Annotated in this window: 14 protein-coding genes and 1 other RNA gene; 7 read left to right on the top strand and 8 right to left on the bottom strand. The window is 63.2% G+C overall.

The features are described 5' to 3' along the window. Positions 1-309 precede the first annotated feature (309 nt). Genes ACVK00_RS18380 through ACVK00_RS18370 form a run of 3 tightly spaced genes read right to left on the bottom strand, consistent with a single transcriptional unit; the run spans position 310 to position 2058 of the window. Positions 310-1215: a hypothetical protein gene (locus tag ACVK00_RS18380; RefSeq protein ID WP_354122934.1), complete on the bottom strand. Its 906-nt coding sequence runs from the start codon at positions 1213-1215 to the stop codon at positions 310-312. Positions 1216-1219: 4 nt separating this feature from the next. After that, a complete protein-coding gene (locus tag ACVK00_RS18375; protein ID WP_354122935.1) occupies positions 1220-1567 on the bottom strand; it encodes a hypothetical protein in 348 nt (115 codons plus the stop codon). Further along, a complete protein-coding gene (locus tag ACVK00_RS18370) occupies positions 1564-2058 on the bottom strand; it encodes a hypothetical protein (RefSeq protein WP_354122936.1) in 495 nt (164 codons plus the stop codon). The genes ACVK00_RS18375 and ACVK00_RS18370 overlap by 4 nt, the downstream gene beginning before the upstream one ends. Positions 2059-2219: 161 nt before the next feature. Here ACVK00_RS18370 and ACVK00_RS18365 point away from each other — a divergent pair, with 161 nt between their 5' ends. Continuing rightward, positions 2220-2891, top strand: a complete 672-nt coding sequence (locus ACVK00_RS18365; RefSeq protein ID WP_354122937.1) for a recombinase family protein — start codon at positions 2220-2222, stop codon at positions 2889-2891. 379 nt (positions 2892-3270) lie between these two features. Here the strand turns inward: ACVK00_RS18365 and ACVK00_RS18360 are convergent, their stop codons facing one another. From ACVK00_RS18360 to ompA, 5 genes are all read right to left on the bottom strand, one after another. Continuing rightward, positions 3271-4845: a site-specific integrase gene (locus tag ACVK00_RS18360; RefSeq protein WP_354122938.1), complete on the bottom strand. Its 1575-nt coding sequence runs from the start codon at positions 4843-4845 to the stop codon at positions 3271-3273. A gap of 98 nt (positions 4846-4943) precedes the next feature. Next, positions 4944-5313: a transfer-messenger RNA gene (gene ssrA / locus ACVK00_RS18355) on the bottom strand. Positions 5314-5330: 17 nt separating this feature from the next. After that, a complete protein-coding gene (gene gph / locus ACVK00_RS18350; RefSeq protein ID WP_284888939.1) occupies positions 5331-6047 on the bottom strand; it encodes a phosphoglycolate phosphatase in 717 nt (238 codons plus the stop codon). Positions 6048-6060: 13 nt separating this feature from the next. Then, entirely contained in the window at positions 6061-6759 is a 699-nt protein-coding gene (gene ubiG / locus ACVK00_RS18345; protein WP_166722797.1) for a bifunctional 2-polyprenyl-6-hydroxyphenol methylase/3-demethylubiquinol 3-O-methyltransferase UbiG, read from the bottom strand. 154 nt (positions 6760-6913) lie between these two features. Continuing rightward, positions 6914-7582: an outer membrane protein OmpA gene (gene ompA / locus ACVK00_RS18340; protein ID WP_006400736.1), complete on the bottom strand. Its 669-nt coding sequence runs from the start codon at positions 7580-7582 to the stop codon at positions 6914-6916. Between the two features lie 537 nt (positions 7583-8119). Here ompA and gyrA point away from each other — a divergent pair. The 6 genes from gyrA (at position 8120) to aroA (ending at position 16199) form a co-directional block, all read left to right on the top strand. Then, positions 8120-10723 (top strand): DNA gyrase subunit A, encoded by a 2604-nt coding sequence (gene gyrA, locus ACVK00_RS18335; RefSeq protein ID WP_284888940.1) that lies wholly within the window; start codon positions 8120-8122, stop codon positions 10721-10723. 83 nt (positions 10724-10806) lie between these two features. After that, positions 10807-11406 (top strand): DUF2059 domain-containing protein, encoded by a 600-nt coding sequence (locus ACVK00_RS18330; protein WP_006750759.1) that lies wholly within the window; start codon positions 10807-10809, stop codon positions 11404-11406. Positions 11407-11567: 161 nt separating this feature from the next. After that, the gene (gene serC, locus ACVK00_RS18325; protein WP_228907114.1) at positions 11568-12650 is read left to right on the top strand and encodes a 3-phosphoserine/phosphohydroxythreonine transaminase; all 1083 of its coding nucleotides are present in this window, start codon (positions 11568-11570) and stop codon (positions 12648-12650) included. 34 nt (positions 12651-12684) lie between these two features. Continuing rightward, positions 12685-13767 carry a prephenate dehydratase gene (gene pheA, locus ACVK00_RS18320; RefSeq protein WP_228907115.1) on the top strand — a complete coding sequence of 361 codons (1083 nt, stop codon included), beginning with the start codon at positions 12685-12687 and terminating at the stop codon, positions 13765-13767. 187 nt (positions 13768-13954) lie between these two features. Continuing rightward, positions 13955-14881, top strand: coding sequence for a prephenate dehydrogenase (locus tag ACVK00_RS18315; protein ID WP_284888941.1), 927 nt, complete (start codon positions 13955-13957; stop codon positions 14879-14881). A gap of 13 nt (positions 14882-14894) precedes the next feature. Next, positions 14895-16199, top strand: a complete 1305-nt coding sequence (gene aroA / locus ACVK00_RS18310; RefSeq protein ID WP_228907117.1) for a 3-phosphoshikimate 1-carboxyvinyltransferase — start codon at positions 14895-14897, stop codon at positions 16197-16199. Positions 16200-16205: the final 6 nt, after the last annotated feature.

Genomic DNA, 16205 nt, shown 5'->3' with positions numbered 1-16205 from the left:
AAAAACGCTGCCCGTTGAAACACGGTATCCCCTCAAGGTCGCCTGTTTTTTCTAAGACTGTTCACTTTTTCACGCGTGCCCGTTTTTGTTGCGTGGCGGCAGTGCTGCGTTTCATCCTCTCGGGGCCGGGTGTCGCTTTGCTTCGCCCTTCTCATGTTCCTGTGAGCGAAGGGAGAGGACGAGAGAGGGTGTGTGTATATGGGTGGCATGTATATATACAGTTAATAGGCCGGACGGACGACCTCTAGGCCCCGCAAGGGTTGGGCGGGTGTAGACCGGTCTCGGTTGTCCCGAATTTTTGGAAACCGGTCAAACTTTCAGGCGTCGCAACGCACCCTTGATCGCGTCCTGAAGCTCGTCATCCGCTTGCAGGTGGCTGCTTTCGATTCGTCGGCGTTGCTTCTTGTCGCGCTGTCCTATCGACCGGAAGCTGTGCAGGCCGCGTGCTGACGTTGCGTCGTTCAATCGCCTGTTGATCGTGATCGCAGCGAGCTTGAACCTGTCGCCTTTGGCTTGCGTCTCAGGGTCAATGGGTGTGCGGAATCGGAAGAAGCGCGTAAGGCTCGTGAACTTGTATCCATCAAGGTCCGCCAGCTCGACCAAGCCCGCATCCCGGAGTGCGTCGCCCTTCAATGTCACCTCGACGCGTGCGCGCCATTCGCTCGACGGAAGCGGTTGCCCCTTGTCCGTGCGCTTCCAGTAGCACTGCCACGACACGTCATCCCCTTTGTTGCCTTCGCGATAATTTAGGAGGGGGTCAAGTCGCGCTCCCGCCACATCCATATAACGGTTGGCCCAGGCTTGGGGATCGAACTGGCGGGGGCTATCGCCGTCCGTCAGCAGGCTGGATTGCAGGCGATAGGTCATAGCGCGGGTCGCTGCCTCTCGCTCCACCTCTCCGGTATGCAGGAAGTCACACGCGACTTCAATCGCTGCGATTTCCGGTTCATGGGCGAGCGGATACCGTGCCGAGAATTCCGTCAACACCTTCCTGAGTGCCGCATAGTTATTCGCAAGCCGGTCAGAGCAGCGTACTACCATCGCGTCTGTCACCCCGCCCGCAGTGGGGTTGATAGCGCGGACGTGGAGTTTCCCGGCACCAGCGGCTTCGAGGGCCGATTGGACGTGTTGGAACTGGGTCGGACGTGCGGTGCGAAGCCTCACGTCCATCCAGTCCACACACGCCTTGCGCCGGAAGTTCTGGAGATCGCCCATGATGCTAGATGGGCGCGACCGGAGCCGGAACCTTCGGGATTTTCTGATACCGCCAGTTGATGTCGGGATCGAACTCCATGACGGTGCCTTGCGGCGGTTGCTTCACGACCGCAAGCGTTGTCGATGCGTGGACGGCCTTGATAAACGCTTTGATTGCACTGACGGCATACACCGGGCGCCATGCGCGCCCGTCGTGGTTTCGCGCGACAGGCGTCAGCACATGGCCACACACATCGGTCTTGCCCGAGCGCATGTCTGCAAGCGCGTCATCCCATGACCGCATCGCGCCGAGGTAGTCGCGCAGGATAAGGGCGGTTTCGCCCGCTGAAAAGACGGTTTCTCTGAGCTTCATGCGTGTGCTCCCTTTGCGATGGTGGCGTTCTGGCGTTGCGCGGCTTGGCCTGCTTCGAGAAGCTCTCGGCCAATCGCTTGCGCCTGCTCCGGCGAGAGGGCAAACACCATGAGCGGTTCGGAGATAACGAGTTGCACGAGTGCGCCCTTTTCGCTTGCGGCAAGGTTGGCGCTCGCGTCTCTCCATTTCCGCCCCAAGCCGGTGCTACCCGGCTCGCCTAGACCGAACGCCTGTAGAGCCTGCTTTGCGCGACCGGACAAGGGCATCGCGCCAGTCTGCATCCGGCGTTCGAATTCGATGAACTCGGCCAAGTCCTGAGGCTTGTAGTAGGCGGGGCGTCCTACGTGGACGACCGGGATGCGATAGATGACGCTCCGGGATTGGTTTCGGTTGTTGCGAAGCCAGAGCGCCCATTGGCTCTCCGATTTCGTTGGAAGCTCTCTCGCCAGATGTTCGGCTGCTGCCTGAGTGCTCAAAAGTTCGTCGTGCATGATGGATTCAACCCGCAATGTTGTATAGCTGACGACATGCTAACAAGAATCTCAAATGAACACCATATAAGATTCGTTGTTGATTCGTTAAGCTCGCGGCCGTATACTGTCCTCACATTAAACGAACGTCCTTTGGTGAGGACACTTCCGGGAGAACGGGGATGGCACGGGGAAAATTCGTCGCTTATTACCGCGTCAGCACAGCGCGTCAGGGCATGTCCGGTCTGGGGCTCGACGCACAGCGTGAGTCGGTCGCGCGGTATCTGAATGGCGGCGATTGGGAGCTTGTCGGCGAGTTCACTGAAACCGAGACCGGCAAGGGCGCGGACGCGTTGGCGAAGCGCCCGCAGTTGCGCGCCGCCCTTCAAGCATGCCGCGAGAGTGGGGCGCGGCTGCTGATTGCCAAGCTCGATAGGCTGGCTCGCAACGTGCATTTCGTATCTGGCCTGATGGAGTCGAAGGTGCAGTTCGTCGCTGTAGACATGCCGGATGCGAACGAACTGACCGTGCACATCATGGCTGCGTTCGCGGAGCATGAAGCGAAGCGGATCAGCGAGCGGACAAAGGATGCGCTAGCGGCTGCGAAGGCGCGCGGAGTGCGCTTGGGTGTCAGCGGCCCCGCGAACTTGAAGCGAAACATTACAGAGCGTCAGGAAGCTGCTGACGCCTTCGCGGCCCGGTTGGCGGGGCTTGTAGCAGGGTTCCGGGCGCGCGGACTGTCTCAGCGCGCTATGGTCGCGGAACTCAACGTGATCGGTATAAAGACGCCGCAGGGCGGCGAATGGCACTTGGGGCAGTTCTGCCGCTTGTTGAAGCGAATTGACTCCGTATAGCCAAACGCCGCACCATTTTCTCTTTAGCGTTGTGATAACTCGGACTTATTCATTATTTGCACAAATTTCTTATCTTTATCAAAGAGGAGTGACACCCTCTTTGTGTTCGCTCCTATTATGCTGGCTTCTCCATATATCCATTGATCTATTTGCCCGCCGTGAGGGCCGTATGTAACGGAATTCGGTTTTCCAAGCGCTGTAATTACTTCGTCTAGTGTGGAGACATTCGGCTTTAGGGAATCGACGAAAGATATATCGAAGTCATGTCCCATATGGACGCAACCGGACAACCCAAAAATAGAAGCTAATGCAACAACCGGAACGACGTTTTTCATTTTTATCCTTGCGTGTGGGTAAGTTGATTATCTTGTAGGCCGGGCTATGGGGCGGCTTTCTTTAGGCCCTGCTTACGCGGCGGGTGTGCGCCGAACGTGATGCTCTCAACCGGAGGGATAAGTGCGCGCACTGCGTCGGGAAGGCGGAACTTCTCGACGGTTGCTCGGCGTTCTACGGCGTCCTCGCGGCCATCGAAATAGACATTCATCGTTATCAACTCGTGCTCGTGTCCGACGATAGCCGCTACGTCGTGCGGATCGGCCGCACCGCCACCTTCTTTCTTTATTGACCGAGTAATGAATGTTCGGCGGAAAGAATGGAAGTTGGTATCCGAGTCTGTCACGCCGCAGCTATCGCTATAACGGCGTTTGTCGTTGAACCATTTTGACGCAGTGTGACTGGCGCTAATTGTCAGGTCGATTTCCGGGAATAGACGAGTTTCCCCGTGCTTGCGCTGTGCCTCAACATATCGCAATAAACCGAGTTCGATTAAAGCGGAATGCACGGGCACCAAGCGTCTTGAATTCCGGTTCTTAAGTCGCTTACCTTCTTCTTCATCATTGATGTTGATGCAAGGAATACCTTGCACCTCAATGAAGTCCGAAAGCGCTAGCTGGCAAAGCTCCCCGAGTCGCGCGCCGGTATGCAGTGCGAGCGGTATGAGCCAGTATTGATAAGGGTGCACGAACGTGCGCGATGTGAACGCGCTAGAACTCAGAAGGGCCGCCAACTCGTCATCTCTGAAGGCCCGGAGCTTCTTCGTGGGCTTTTCCTCAATCGCGAGCCGATACGCCGGGTTGTGCTCCATCTTGAACGACGGGTCTTGCTTGCACCACTCGAAAAACCCGCTTAGGAGCCCCGTAATGCCGTTGATCGTGGCCGGGGCCATCGGGGGCAGGCCACGCGCCGCCACGTCGCTGAGAGCCGCTCCGGCGTGGGTCTTGGTAATGTTCGGCGGGAGTTTTTGAAGCAACTCCAGAAAGTCCACGCACGCCCCTTTGTCTATGTCGTTTAAGCGTACTACTCGCGCAAGTCGCTCCCGCATGAACTGGTCGAACAGGCGGAAAGCCTGCTCTTTCTTTTCGAGCGTCTTGGGCGTCCACCGGGCGCGCGTCGTTTTCTCCTTGATGAACGCCTCTACGGCTTTCGATAGGAGGGGGGAGGCGGGAGGCGTGACCGGAGACGCGGGCGCTGCCGGAGCGGCGGCCGCACGTATGGCAATGCCAAGTTCGCGCCGGTGCTGCGCCTGCTGTTGGACGCGCTGGCGGCTGAGTTCGGTTACGGTTTGATCCAACTCCTCAATTCGGTCGATCAGCCGGTGCCGCTCCTTTGCTTGCTTGAGCGTGGCCTGTAGCGCGGCAGGGTCGATTACGGGTGGGGCCGGAGGCTTTTTTTCGTGTTCGGACATCGCGCGAGTATCGATGGCGCTGAAAGCGCACCTGAGGGCGTTGTGGAGGCTCTGAGCGAGCGGGACGGCTTCTCGGACGCTGGCAGTGCCCAAGCTGCGATAAAGCTCGCAGACGCCGATGTAAGGTCGATATTCTCGCGGGATCGTCAACCGGAAGTAAAGGATGCCGTGCCGGTTGCGGTGGAGGTGTGCAGGGAGCTTGTATGCCATTCGCGGTTCGGTTTGGGACACCCGATCGGGACACTTGCCCAAAACCGAACGCGAAGATGACAAATACTGCTTTTCCCTCAAGGACTTGAGGGAGGAATTGGTGGAGGCGGCGGGAATCGAACCCGCGTCCAGAAGCGCTCCACGACTAGTTCTACATGTTTAGTTCAGTCATTTGATTTAACCGCAGCGACGCGGACGAACACGCTGCACTACGGCGATTCGCTAAATTTTCGACCCTGGCGTCGCGACGCCGACAGGGCTTAACTGACGTAAATGACCTCTGGCGGTATTGCTACCGGTCTTGCGACACTAGCCCGTCAGTGAACTAGGCAGAGGACGGCGGCCGTTAGGCTGCCAGTGCGAACGTATCGTCGTTTGCAGTTACGATTTTCCCATTGATTAACGAGGTGACGGGTCCTCGACATGCCCTAGCCGCTTCACAACCCCTGTCGAAACCAGGTCGCCCCCGCGGATCAGATCGATCATTATAGCCCAACATCGCGCAGCAGTTCGCGTAGTTCCTGCGTCGAGCCGACGAGATGCTGCGCTTGCCAGTCGGCCGGCGCGGCGCCGTCGCCGCAATAACCATAGGCGGCCGCGACCGTCGCCATGCCTGCCGCGCTGCCGGCCTGGATGTCGCGAAGATCGTCGCCGACATAGACGATGCGCGTGGGCGCGAGCGTCATTTGTTCGGCCGCATGCAGCAGCGGGGCCGGATGCGGTTTCGAGTGCGGCGTTGTGTCGCCCCCGACGATGCAGGCCGCGCGCGGCGCCAGGCCAAGCAGGTCGGCGAGCGGTGCGGTGAGGCGCATCGCCTTGTTCGTGACGATGCCCCAGCGCACGCCGCGTGCATCGAGTTCGTCGAGCACGTCGCCGATGCCGGGGAACAGCGTCGTGTGCACGCAGATGTCCGTCGCGTAATTGGTCAGGAACTCGTCGCGCATCGCTTCGTAGCCGGGCGATTGCGGGTCGATGGCGAACGCGCCGCCGAGCAGGCCGCGCGCACCGGCCGATGCCAGCGGGCGCAGCACGTCGAGCGATGTTTCGGGCAGGCCGCGCACGCGCTGCATCTTGTTGACGGCGGCGGCGAGATCGGGCGCCGTATCGGCGAGCGTGCCGTCGAGGTCGAACAGCACCGCATCGCAGTGCAGCAGGCGCGGCTCGTCGAGCGTGGCCCGCTCGGTCGAAAGGGGAGTCGTCATGCCGGTCGGGAGGTCACGCGCCGCGGCGGCACGCGACGAGATAGTTGATGTCGGTGTCGTTCGACAGCGCGAAGCGCTTGCCGATCGGGTGATAGGTAATGCCCTTGATCTCCACGATGTGCAGATCGGTCCCGCGCACGAAGCTCGCCAGTTCCGACGGGCGGATGAAGCGCGCGTAGTCGTGGGTGCCCTTTGGCAGCATTCGTGCGATGTATTCCGCACCGATCACCGCGAACAGGTACGACTTCAGGTTGCGGTTCAGCGTCGAGAAGAACACCCAGCCGCCCGGTTTGACGAGGGTTGCGCACGCAGAGACGATGCCGGCCGGCGACGGCACGTGCTCGAGCATCTCCATGCACGTGACGACGTCGTAGGTACCCGGCTCGCGTTCGGCGATCGCTTCGGCGGCGATCGCCTCGTAGTCGACCGTGACGCCGCTCTCCAGGCTGTGCAGATCCGCGACGCCGAGCGCCTCGGTCGACAGATCGATGCCTTTGACCTGCGCGCCGAGCCCCGCCATCGATTCGGACAGGATGCCGCCGCCGCAACCGATATCGAGCGCGCGCTTGCCGGCCAGGTGCGCATGCGCATCGATCCAGCCGAGCCGGACCGGGTTCAGCTCGTGCAAGGGCTTGAATTCGGCATTCGGATCCCACCACCGATGGGCGAGGTCGCTGAATTTCTGGAGTTCGTGCGGATCGGCGTTGGTCATGTCGGCAAACGGGCTACGGGAGGAGGGCGGTGCAACGGTGCGTCAGCCCCGAGTATATAAGATGCGGGCGAGCGGCGAAGCGACGAGCGCGTGGACGGGCGGCAACGAAAAAGCCCCGCCGGAGCGGGGCTTTGAAGCAGTCGAAAACCGTGGCTTACTGCGCCGGAACGGTCGTCTTCTGGACTTCTTGCGTACCGACCACTTCCACTTCCACGCGGCGATCCGGTGCGAGGCAGGCGATCAGTTGCTTGCGGTTCTTCTGGTTGCAGCCAGTCGTGACCGGGTTGCGCTTGCCCTTGCCTTCCGTGTAGATCTTGTTGGCCGGGACACCCTTGCTGACCAGGTACGACTTGACTGCTTGCGCACGGCGCAGCGACAGACGGTCGTTGTACTTGTCCGAACCGATGCGGTCCGTGTAGCCCGTTGCGACGACCACTTCCGTGTTCATGCCCTGGATCTTCGAAGCCAGTTCGTCCAGCTTTTGCTTGCCCAGCGGCTTGAGCGTTGCCTTGTCGAAGTCGAACAGTGCGTCGGCTTGGTACGTGATCTTCTGGCTCGTGATGGCCGGAGCAACCGGAGCGACCGGCGGCTGCGGTGCCTGGGCGACCAGTGCGCCATCGCACTTTGCGTTGGCGGTGGCCGGCGTCCAGAACGCGTCACGCCAGCAGAGCTCGTTCGTGCCGTTCATCCACACCCATTCGCCCGTGCCGTTCACCCAGTTGTCGTTGACGGCTTGACGCGACGCCGGCACCGACTGTGCCGAAGCGGATGCAGCCATAACTGCGGTAGCTGCAATGAACGCGAGCTTTGAAAGTTTATTCATATTTCTCCTCTCGAAATTGAGATTACCGCAGGTTTACTGCGAGCCTGTTGACGGTGACAAGTCATACATTGCTCGAAGTATAACATTGGTGCGGCACAAAAAACGTGGCACCGCTCTGTGTAGACTTCGAGCAGCGTCTAACTTTCAGTGCGTTGGCATTTTGCCATATCGTTCCCTTCCTACGAAAAAAAATCCTCCCCACCCTAAGATCGCCTCAACGTTTGTGGTGCATGCGCAACACCGACCTGCCGTAACTTTCAGGGATTGTCAAGTGCGTGTCCGCGAAATTGCGCGAAAGGCTGCATATGTTTACGCGCGTGCGTGACGCCGATTCGTGCGACCCCGCGGCGCAGTGAAGGGGCGCGATCAGGGTTGGCATGGGGCGGCTCGCCCATGGCGACGTTTCTTGCTGTTTACATATAGAGGGGGTGGCGAACTGGCGGCTGATGGGCGCATGTTAGAATCTCGCGTTGCGTTGCGCATGCAGCGCCCACGCGAAAGGCGGTCGCCGTCTTCGCTCCGAAACGATACGGATACATGGATCAATTCGCCAAAGAGACCCTGCCCACCTCCCTTGAGGAGGAAATGCGCCGTTCGTATCTCGATTACGCGATGAGCGTGATCGTCGGACGTGCCCTTCCGGATGTCCGCGATGGCCTGAAGCCCGTGCACCGGCGCGTATTGTTCGCGATGCACGAACTGAACAACGACTGGAACCGCGCGTACAAGAAATCGGCGCGTATCGTCGGTGACGTGATCGGTAAGTATCACCCGCACGGCGATACCGCGGTGTACGACACGATCGTGCGGATGGCGCAGGACTTCTCGCTGCGCTACATGCTGATCGACGGGCAGGGCAACTTCGGCTCGATCGACGGCGACAATGCCGCGGCGATGCGTTACACCGAAATTCGCATGGCGAAGATCGGTCACGAGCTGCTCGCCGACATCGACAAGGAAACGGTCGACTTCGAGCCGAACTACGACGGCAACGAGATGCAGCCGGCGGTCCTGCCGTCGCGCATTCCGAACCTGCTGATCAACGGCTCGTCGGGCATCGCGGTCGGCATGGCGACCAACATCCCGCCGCACAACCTGAACGAAGTCGTCGACGCTTGTCAGCATCTGCTGAATAACTCCGAAGCGACGATCGACGAGCTGATCGAGATCATCCCGGCGCCGGACTTCCCGACGGCCGGCATCATCTACGGCGTCGCCGGCGTGCGCGACGGCTATCGCACCGGCCGCGGCCGCGTCGTGATGCGTGCCACCACGCACTTCGAGGAGATCGACCGCGGCCAGCGGATGGCGATCATCGTCGACGAGTTGCCGTACCAGGTGAACAAGCGCTCGCTGCTCGAGCGGATCGCCGAGCTCGTCAACGAGAAGAAGCTCGAGGGCATCTCCGACATCCGCGACGAGTCCGACAAGAGCGGCATGCGCGTCGTGATCGAGCTCAAGCGCGGCGAAGTGCCGGAAGTCGTGCTGAACAACCTGTACAAGGCGACGCAGCTGCAGGACACGTTCGGCATGAACATGGTCGCGCTGGTCGACGGCCAGCCGAAGCTGCTGAACCTGAGGGAAATCCTGCAGTGCTTCCTGTCGCACCGACGCGAAGTGCTGACGCGCCGCACGATCTACGAACTGCGCAAGGCCCGCGAACGCGGCCACGTGCTCGAAGGTCTCGCGGTCGCGCTCGCGAACATCGACGAGTTCATCGCGATCATCAAGGCCGCGCCGACGCCGCCGATCGCGAAGCAGGAGCTGATGGCGAAGCCGTGGGATTCGTCGCTCGTGCGCGAGATGCTCACGCGCGCCGAGACCGAGAACGCGTCGGCGGGCGGCCGCTCCGCGTATCGTCCGGAAGGCCTGAACCCCGCGTTCGGGATGCAGACCGACGGGCTGTACCGTCTGTCCGACACGCAGGCGCAGGAAATCCTGCAGATGCGTCTGCAACGCCTGACCGGTCTCGAGCAGGACAAGATCATCGGCGAGTACCGCGAAGTGATGGCACAGATCGCCGACCTGCTGGACATCCTCGCGCGCCCCGAGCGGATCACGACGATGATCGGCGACGAGCTGACGTCGGTGAAGGCCGAATTCGGCGACGCACGCCGCTCGCGGATCGAGCTGAACGCGACCGAACTGAATACGGAAGACCTGATCACGCCGCAGGACATGGTCGTCACGATGTCGCACGCGGGCTACGTGAAGTCGCAGCCGCTGTCCGAGTATCGCGCGCAGAAGCGCGGCGGTCGCGGCAAGCAGGCGACGCAGATGAAGGAAGACGACTGGATCGAGACGCTGTTCATCGCGAACACGCACGATTACATCCTGTGCTTCTCGAACCGCGGCCGCGTGTACTGGGTCAAGGTCTATGAAGTGCCGCAGGGCTCGCGCAACTCGCGCGGCCGCCCGATCGTCAACATGTTCCCGCTGCAGGACGGCGAGAAGATCAACGTCGTGCTGCCGGTCAAGGAATTCTCGGCTGACAAGTTCGTGTTCATGGCGACGTCGCTCGGCACCGTGAAGAAGACGCCGCTCGAGGCATTCAGCCGCCCGATGAAGAAGGGCATCATCGCGGTCGGCCTCGACGAGGGCGACTACCTGATCGGCGCGTCGATCACCGACGGCGCGCACGACGTGATGCTGTTCTCCGACTCCGGCAAGGCCGTGCGCTTCGACGAGAACGACGTGCGCCCGATGGGGCGCGAGGCGCGCGGCGTGCGCGGCATGCAGCTCGAGGACGGGCAGCAGGTCATCGCGCTGCTGGTCGCCGGCAGCGAAGAGCAGACCGTGCTCACCGCGACCGAGAACGGCTACGGCAAGCGCACGCCGATCGCCGAGTACACGCGTCACGGCCGCGGCACGAAGGGGATGATCGCGATCCAGACGTCCGAGCGCAACGGCAAGGTCGTGGCCGCGACGCTCGTCGACGCCGAGGATCAGATCATGCTGATCACGACCGCCGGCGTGTTGATTCGTACCCGCGTTTCCGAAATACGCGAGATGGGGCGCGCTACGCAAGGTGTTACACTCATCAGTCTCGATGAGGGTACCAAGCTCTCCGGCCTGCAGCAGGTCGCGGAAGCCGAAGAGGGCGATGGCGAGGCCGACGAGGCGTCGGACGGCGAAGCCTGAATAACGGATGAGACTCGAGCCGCCGCTGGCGCCACGCGCCGCGGTCGGCGAGCAACCATTCATATTTCCAAAAGGGAGTGATGATGCAAAAGCAATTCAAGCAACTGGTTCTGCTGGCTGCACTGGTGCCGACGTTCGCGATGGCGCAAGCGCTGTCGAATTCCGCACCGGCTGCGACCGCGGCAGCTGCGCCGATCGACGCCGACAAGAAGGCTGCGATCAAGGATCTGCTCGACGCGATCGACGCGCCGAAGCTCGTGTCGGCTATCGGCAACAGCGCCGAGATGCAGGCAAAGCAGCTCGTGCCGGCGATCCTGTCGGACGCGCTGTCGGAAAACAAGTCGCTGAACGACAAGCAGAAGCAGGCCGCCGTGCCGTCGCTGCAGAAGAACGCGGTGCCGAAGCTGGTTGACGGCGCGGGCAAGGTGTTCGGCACGCAGCAGTTCCAGAGCGACGCGATGTCGGCTCAGTACGACGCCTACGCGAAGTACTACAGCACGTCGGAGATCAAGGATCTGACGACGTTCTACAAGAGCCCGACGGGCCGCAAGTTCATCCAGGTTCAGGATCAGGTTGGTCGCGACGTGGTCAACGGCCTGATGCAGAAGTACATGCCGCAAGCGATCCAGGCGACGCGCGCGCAGGCTGACAAGGAAGTCGCGGCAGTCAAGCCGGGCAAGTAAGCCGTCCGGGCACGCCGCCCGGCCATTCGGCCGGGTTTGGCGGGAGCCTGATGACAGTGCGATAATGGCCGTTTGCGCGCGAGCGCAAGCGGCCATTCCTTTTCTGGCGCGGTTCTTTCTGCCGGCGGCAAGCCGGTCGCGTCCCTCCCGAGGTTTTCACGATGCGCGTCTTTAATTTCTCCGCCGGTCCTGCGGCGCTGCCCGAGGAAGTGCTGCGGCAGGCCGCCGACGAAATGCTCGACTGGCACGGCAGCGGCATGAGCGTGATGGAGATGAGCCATCGCGGCAAGGAATTCATGTCGATCCACGAGGCGGCGCTGGCCGACCTGCGCGAGCTGCTCGAGGTGCCGGCCAGCCACCGGATCCTGTTCCTGCAGGGCGGCGGCATTGCCGAGAACGCGATCGTGCCGATGAACCTGCTCGGTTCGCGCAAGACCGCCGACTTCGTCGTGACGGGCTCGTGGTCGCAGAAGTCGTTCAACGAAGCGAAGAAATACGGCACGCCGCATCTGGCCGCATCCGGCAAGACGGCGGACGGTTTCACGCGCGCGCCCGCCCGCGCCGAGTGGCAACTGTCGGACGATCCGGCGTACGTGCACCTGTGCACGAACGAGACGATCGACGGCGTCGAGACGTTCGAGATTCCCGACCTCGGCGACGTCCCCCTCGTCGCGGATGTGTCGTCGCACATCCTGTCGCGCCCGATGGACGTCGCGAAGTACGGCGTGCTGTTCGGCGGCGCGCAGAAGAACATCGGGATGGCCGGCGTGACGGTCGTGATCGTTCGCGAGGATCTGCTCGATCGCGCATTGTCGATCTGCCCGTCCGCATTCGAATGGAAGACCGTCGCCACGAACAACTCGCTGTACAACACGCCGCCCACCTATGCGATCTACATCGCGGGCCTCGTGTTCCAGTGGTTGAAGCGGCAGGGTGGCCTCGAGGCGATTGAGGCCCGCAATACCGAGAAGGCGAAGCTGCTCTACGACACGATCGATGCGAGCGGCTTCTACCTGAACAAGGTCGAGCCGGCGGCGCGTTCGCGAATGAACGTGCCCTTTTTTCTGGCCGACGAAACGCGCAATGAAGACTTCCTTGCCGGCGCAAAGGCGCGCGGGCTGCTGCAGCTGAAGGGCCACAAGTCCGTCGGCGGCATGCGGGCGTCGATCTACAACGCGGTGCCGCTCGAGGGCGTGAAGGCGCTCGTCGAGTACATGAAGGACTTCGAACAGCGCGGCGCCTGAGCGCGACGCTGTTCAAACAGCACGGCAACTACGCATGGACGACGAACTGAATTCCCGCCTGAAACCGCTGCGCGACCGCATCGATGCGATCGACGCGCAGCTGATCGCGCTCCTCAACCAGCGCGCCGCGGTGGCGCTCGAGGTAGGCGAGGTCAAGAAGCATTTCAACGCGCCGGTGTTTCGGCCGGAGCGCGAGCTGCAGGTGATCGCGCGCCTGCAGGACATGAGCGCGGGGCCGCTCGCGGGCGAGCACATCAGCGCCATCTGGCGCGAGATCATGGCCGCGAGCCGTGCGCTCGAGCAGACGATCCACGTCGCATTCCTCGGGCCGGTCGGCACGTACAGCGAACAGGCGATGTTCGAGTATTTCGGCCAGTCGATCGAAGGGCTGCCGTGTCCGTCGATCGACGAGGTGTTCCGCTCGGTCGAGGCAGGCGCGTCCGCATTCGGCATCGCGCCCGTCGAGAATTCGACCGAAGGTGCGGTGTCGCGCACGCTCGACCTGCTGCTGCAGACTCAGTTGCTGATCAGCGGCGAGCTCGCGCTGCCGATCCATCACAACCTGCTCACGCAGAGCGGCACGCTCGACGGCGTGACGCGCGTCTGCGCGCATGCGCAGGCGCTCGCGCAATGCCAGCAGTGGCTTGCCGCGAACGCGCCGCAGCTCGAGCGGCAAGCGGTGTCGAGCAACGCGGAGGCCGCGCGTCTCGCGGCGGCCGACCCGAGCGTCGCGGCAATCGCGGGCGATCGCGCGGCCGCGCACTACGGGCTGCAGATCGCGTTCTCGCTGATCCAGGACGATCCGCACAATCGCACGCGCTTCGTGATCATCGGCAAGGAGCCGGCCGGGCAGAGCGGTCATGACCAGACGTCGCTGATCGTGTCGGTGAAGAACGAGCCGGGCGCCGTGTTCAAGCTGCTCGAACCGCTCGCGCGGCACGGCGTGTCGATGACGCGCTTCGAGTCGCGTCCGGCGCGGGTCGGCACGTGGGAGTATTACTTCTACATCGACATCGAAGGGCACCGGGACGAGGCGGCCGTGGCCGCCGCGCTCGCGGAGCTCGGCCAGAAGGCCGCGTTCCTGAAGATACTCGGTTCGTATCCGCGCGCGCGCTGACGCGCAGCGGCCCGCCACCCGCACCGCGCGGGCGGCGTGGTGCAGCGGGCAGGGCAGGCCGGGTGGCACTGCCGAAGGCGGGCTCGGGCAGTATCCGGTGCAGGGCGCGCCGGGTGCGGGCCCGTTGCCCGGGATCTGGACTTCCGTGCGCGGGGCGTCGTTCCGCGCGCGTCACTTGGCTCTTGTCGTGTCAGGCTTTGCATTCAACAAACTGGTCATTTTCGGCGTCGGCCTGATCGGCGGATCGCTGGCGCGCGCACTGCGCGAGCGCGCGCCGGGCGGCGCGGGTGAAGTCATCGGCGTCGGCCGTTCGCATGCGTCGGTCGAACGCGCGCTGGCACTCGGCGTGATCGACCGCGCGGCGGCGCTCGACGACGACGCGCAACTGCGCGACGCACTGGCCGGCGCCGATCTCGTGCTGCTGGCCGCCCCCGTCGCGCAAACGGGCCCGCTGCTCGCGCGCATCGCGCCGTGGCTCGACGCCGCGACGATCGTCACCGACGCGGGCAGCACCAAGTCCGATGTCGTCGCGGCCGCGCGCGAAGCGCTCGGCGCGCGGATCGCGCAGTTCGTGCCGGGGCATCCGATCGCCGGGCGCGAGTCGAGCGGCGTCGAAGCCGCGCTGCCGGATCTGTACGTCGGCCGCAACGTCGTGCTGTGCCCGCTGCCGGAGAACGCGCCCGCATCGGTCGCGCGCATCGACGCGATGTGGCGGGCGACCGGCGCCGACGTGCGCACGATGAGTACCGAGCAGCACGATCGCGTGTTCGCGTCGATCAGTCATCTACCGCACGTGCTGTCGTTCGCGCTCGTCGAGCAGATTCTCGGCGAGGCGGATGCCGAACTGAAATTCTCGTACGCGGCGGGCGGCTTTCGCGACTTCACGCGGATCGCGGCGTCGAATCCGGAAATGTGGCGCGACGTATGCGTCGCGAATCGCGCGGCGCTGCTCGACGAGCTCGACGGCTACACGCGCGTGCTCGCACGGCTGCGTGCTGCGATCGACGCCGGCGACGGCGCGGCGCTCGAAGCCGTGTTCACGCGCTCGCGCGCCGCACGCAAGGCATGGCAGGAGCGCGGCGCGCAGCCCGCTGCCGAACCGGTCAAGAAATAACAGGACGATTCCCATGGACTATCTCGATCTCGGCCCGTATTCCAGCGCTTCGGGCACCGTGCGCCTGCCCGGCTCGAAGAGCATCTCGAACCGCGTGCTGCTGCTCGCGGCGCTTGCCGAAGGCGACACGACGATCACCAACCTGCTGGATTCCGACGACACGCGCGTGATGCTCGATGCGCTCGGCAAGCTCGGCGTGAAGCTCGCGCGCGACGGCGACACCTGTGTCGTCACCGGCACGCGCGGCGCGTTCACCGCAAAGACTGCCGACCTGTTCCTCGGCAATGCGGGCACGGCGGTGCGACCGTTGACGGCGGCGCTCGCGATCAACGGCGGCGACTATCGCGTGCACGGCGTGCCGCGCATGCACGAGCGGCCGATCGGCGATCTCGTCGACGGCCTGCGGCAGATCGGCGCGCAGATCGACTACGAGCAGAACGAAGGCTTTCCGCCGCTGCGGATCAAGCCCGCGGCGATCGTGGTCGACGCGCCGATCCGCGTGCGCGGCGACGTGTCGAGCCAGTTCCTCACCGCGCTGCTGATGACGCTGCCGCTCGTGAAGGCGAAGGATGGCAGGACCGTCGTTGAAATCGACGGCGAGCTGATCTCGAAGCCGTACATCGACATCACGATCCGGCTGATGGAGCGCTTCGGCGTGACTGTCGAGCGCGACGGCTGGCAGCGCTTCGTCGTGCCGGCCGGCGTCCGCTACCGGTCGCCGGGGCGCATCATGGTCGAGGGCGATGCGTCGTCGGCATCGTACTTCCTCGCGGCCGGCGCGCTCGGCGGCGGTCCGCTGCGCGTCGAGGGCGTGGGGCGCGCGAGCATCCAGGGCGACGTCGGCTTCGCGAACGCGCTGATGCAGATGGGGGCGAACGTCTCGATGGGCGACGACTGGATCGAGGTGCGCGGCATCGGCCACGACCACGGCAAGCTCGATCCGATCGACATGGACTTCAACCTGATTCCCGACGCGGCGATGACCATCGCGGTCGCGGCGCTGTTCGCGAGCGGCACGAGCACGCTGCGCAATATCGCGAGCTGGCGCGTGAAGGAAACCGACCGCATCGCGGCGATGGCGACCGAGCTGCGCAAGGTCGGCGCGATCGTGGAGGAGGGTGCCGACTATCTGGTCGTCACGCCGCCGCAACAGCTCACGCCGAATGCCGCGATCGATACGTATGACGATCACCGCATGGCGATGTGCTTCTCGCTCGTCAGCCTGGGCGGCGTGCCCGTGCGGATCAACGATCCGAAGTGCGTCGGCAAGACGTTCCCCGACTATTTCGACCGCTTCGCCGCGCTCGCCAAAGCCTGACCCGAC

It is taken from the genome of Burkholderia sp. PvR073, assembly GCF_054055695.1.
This window is presented reverse-complemented; position numbering and strand designations above follow the sequence as displayed.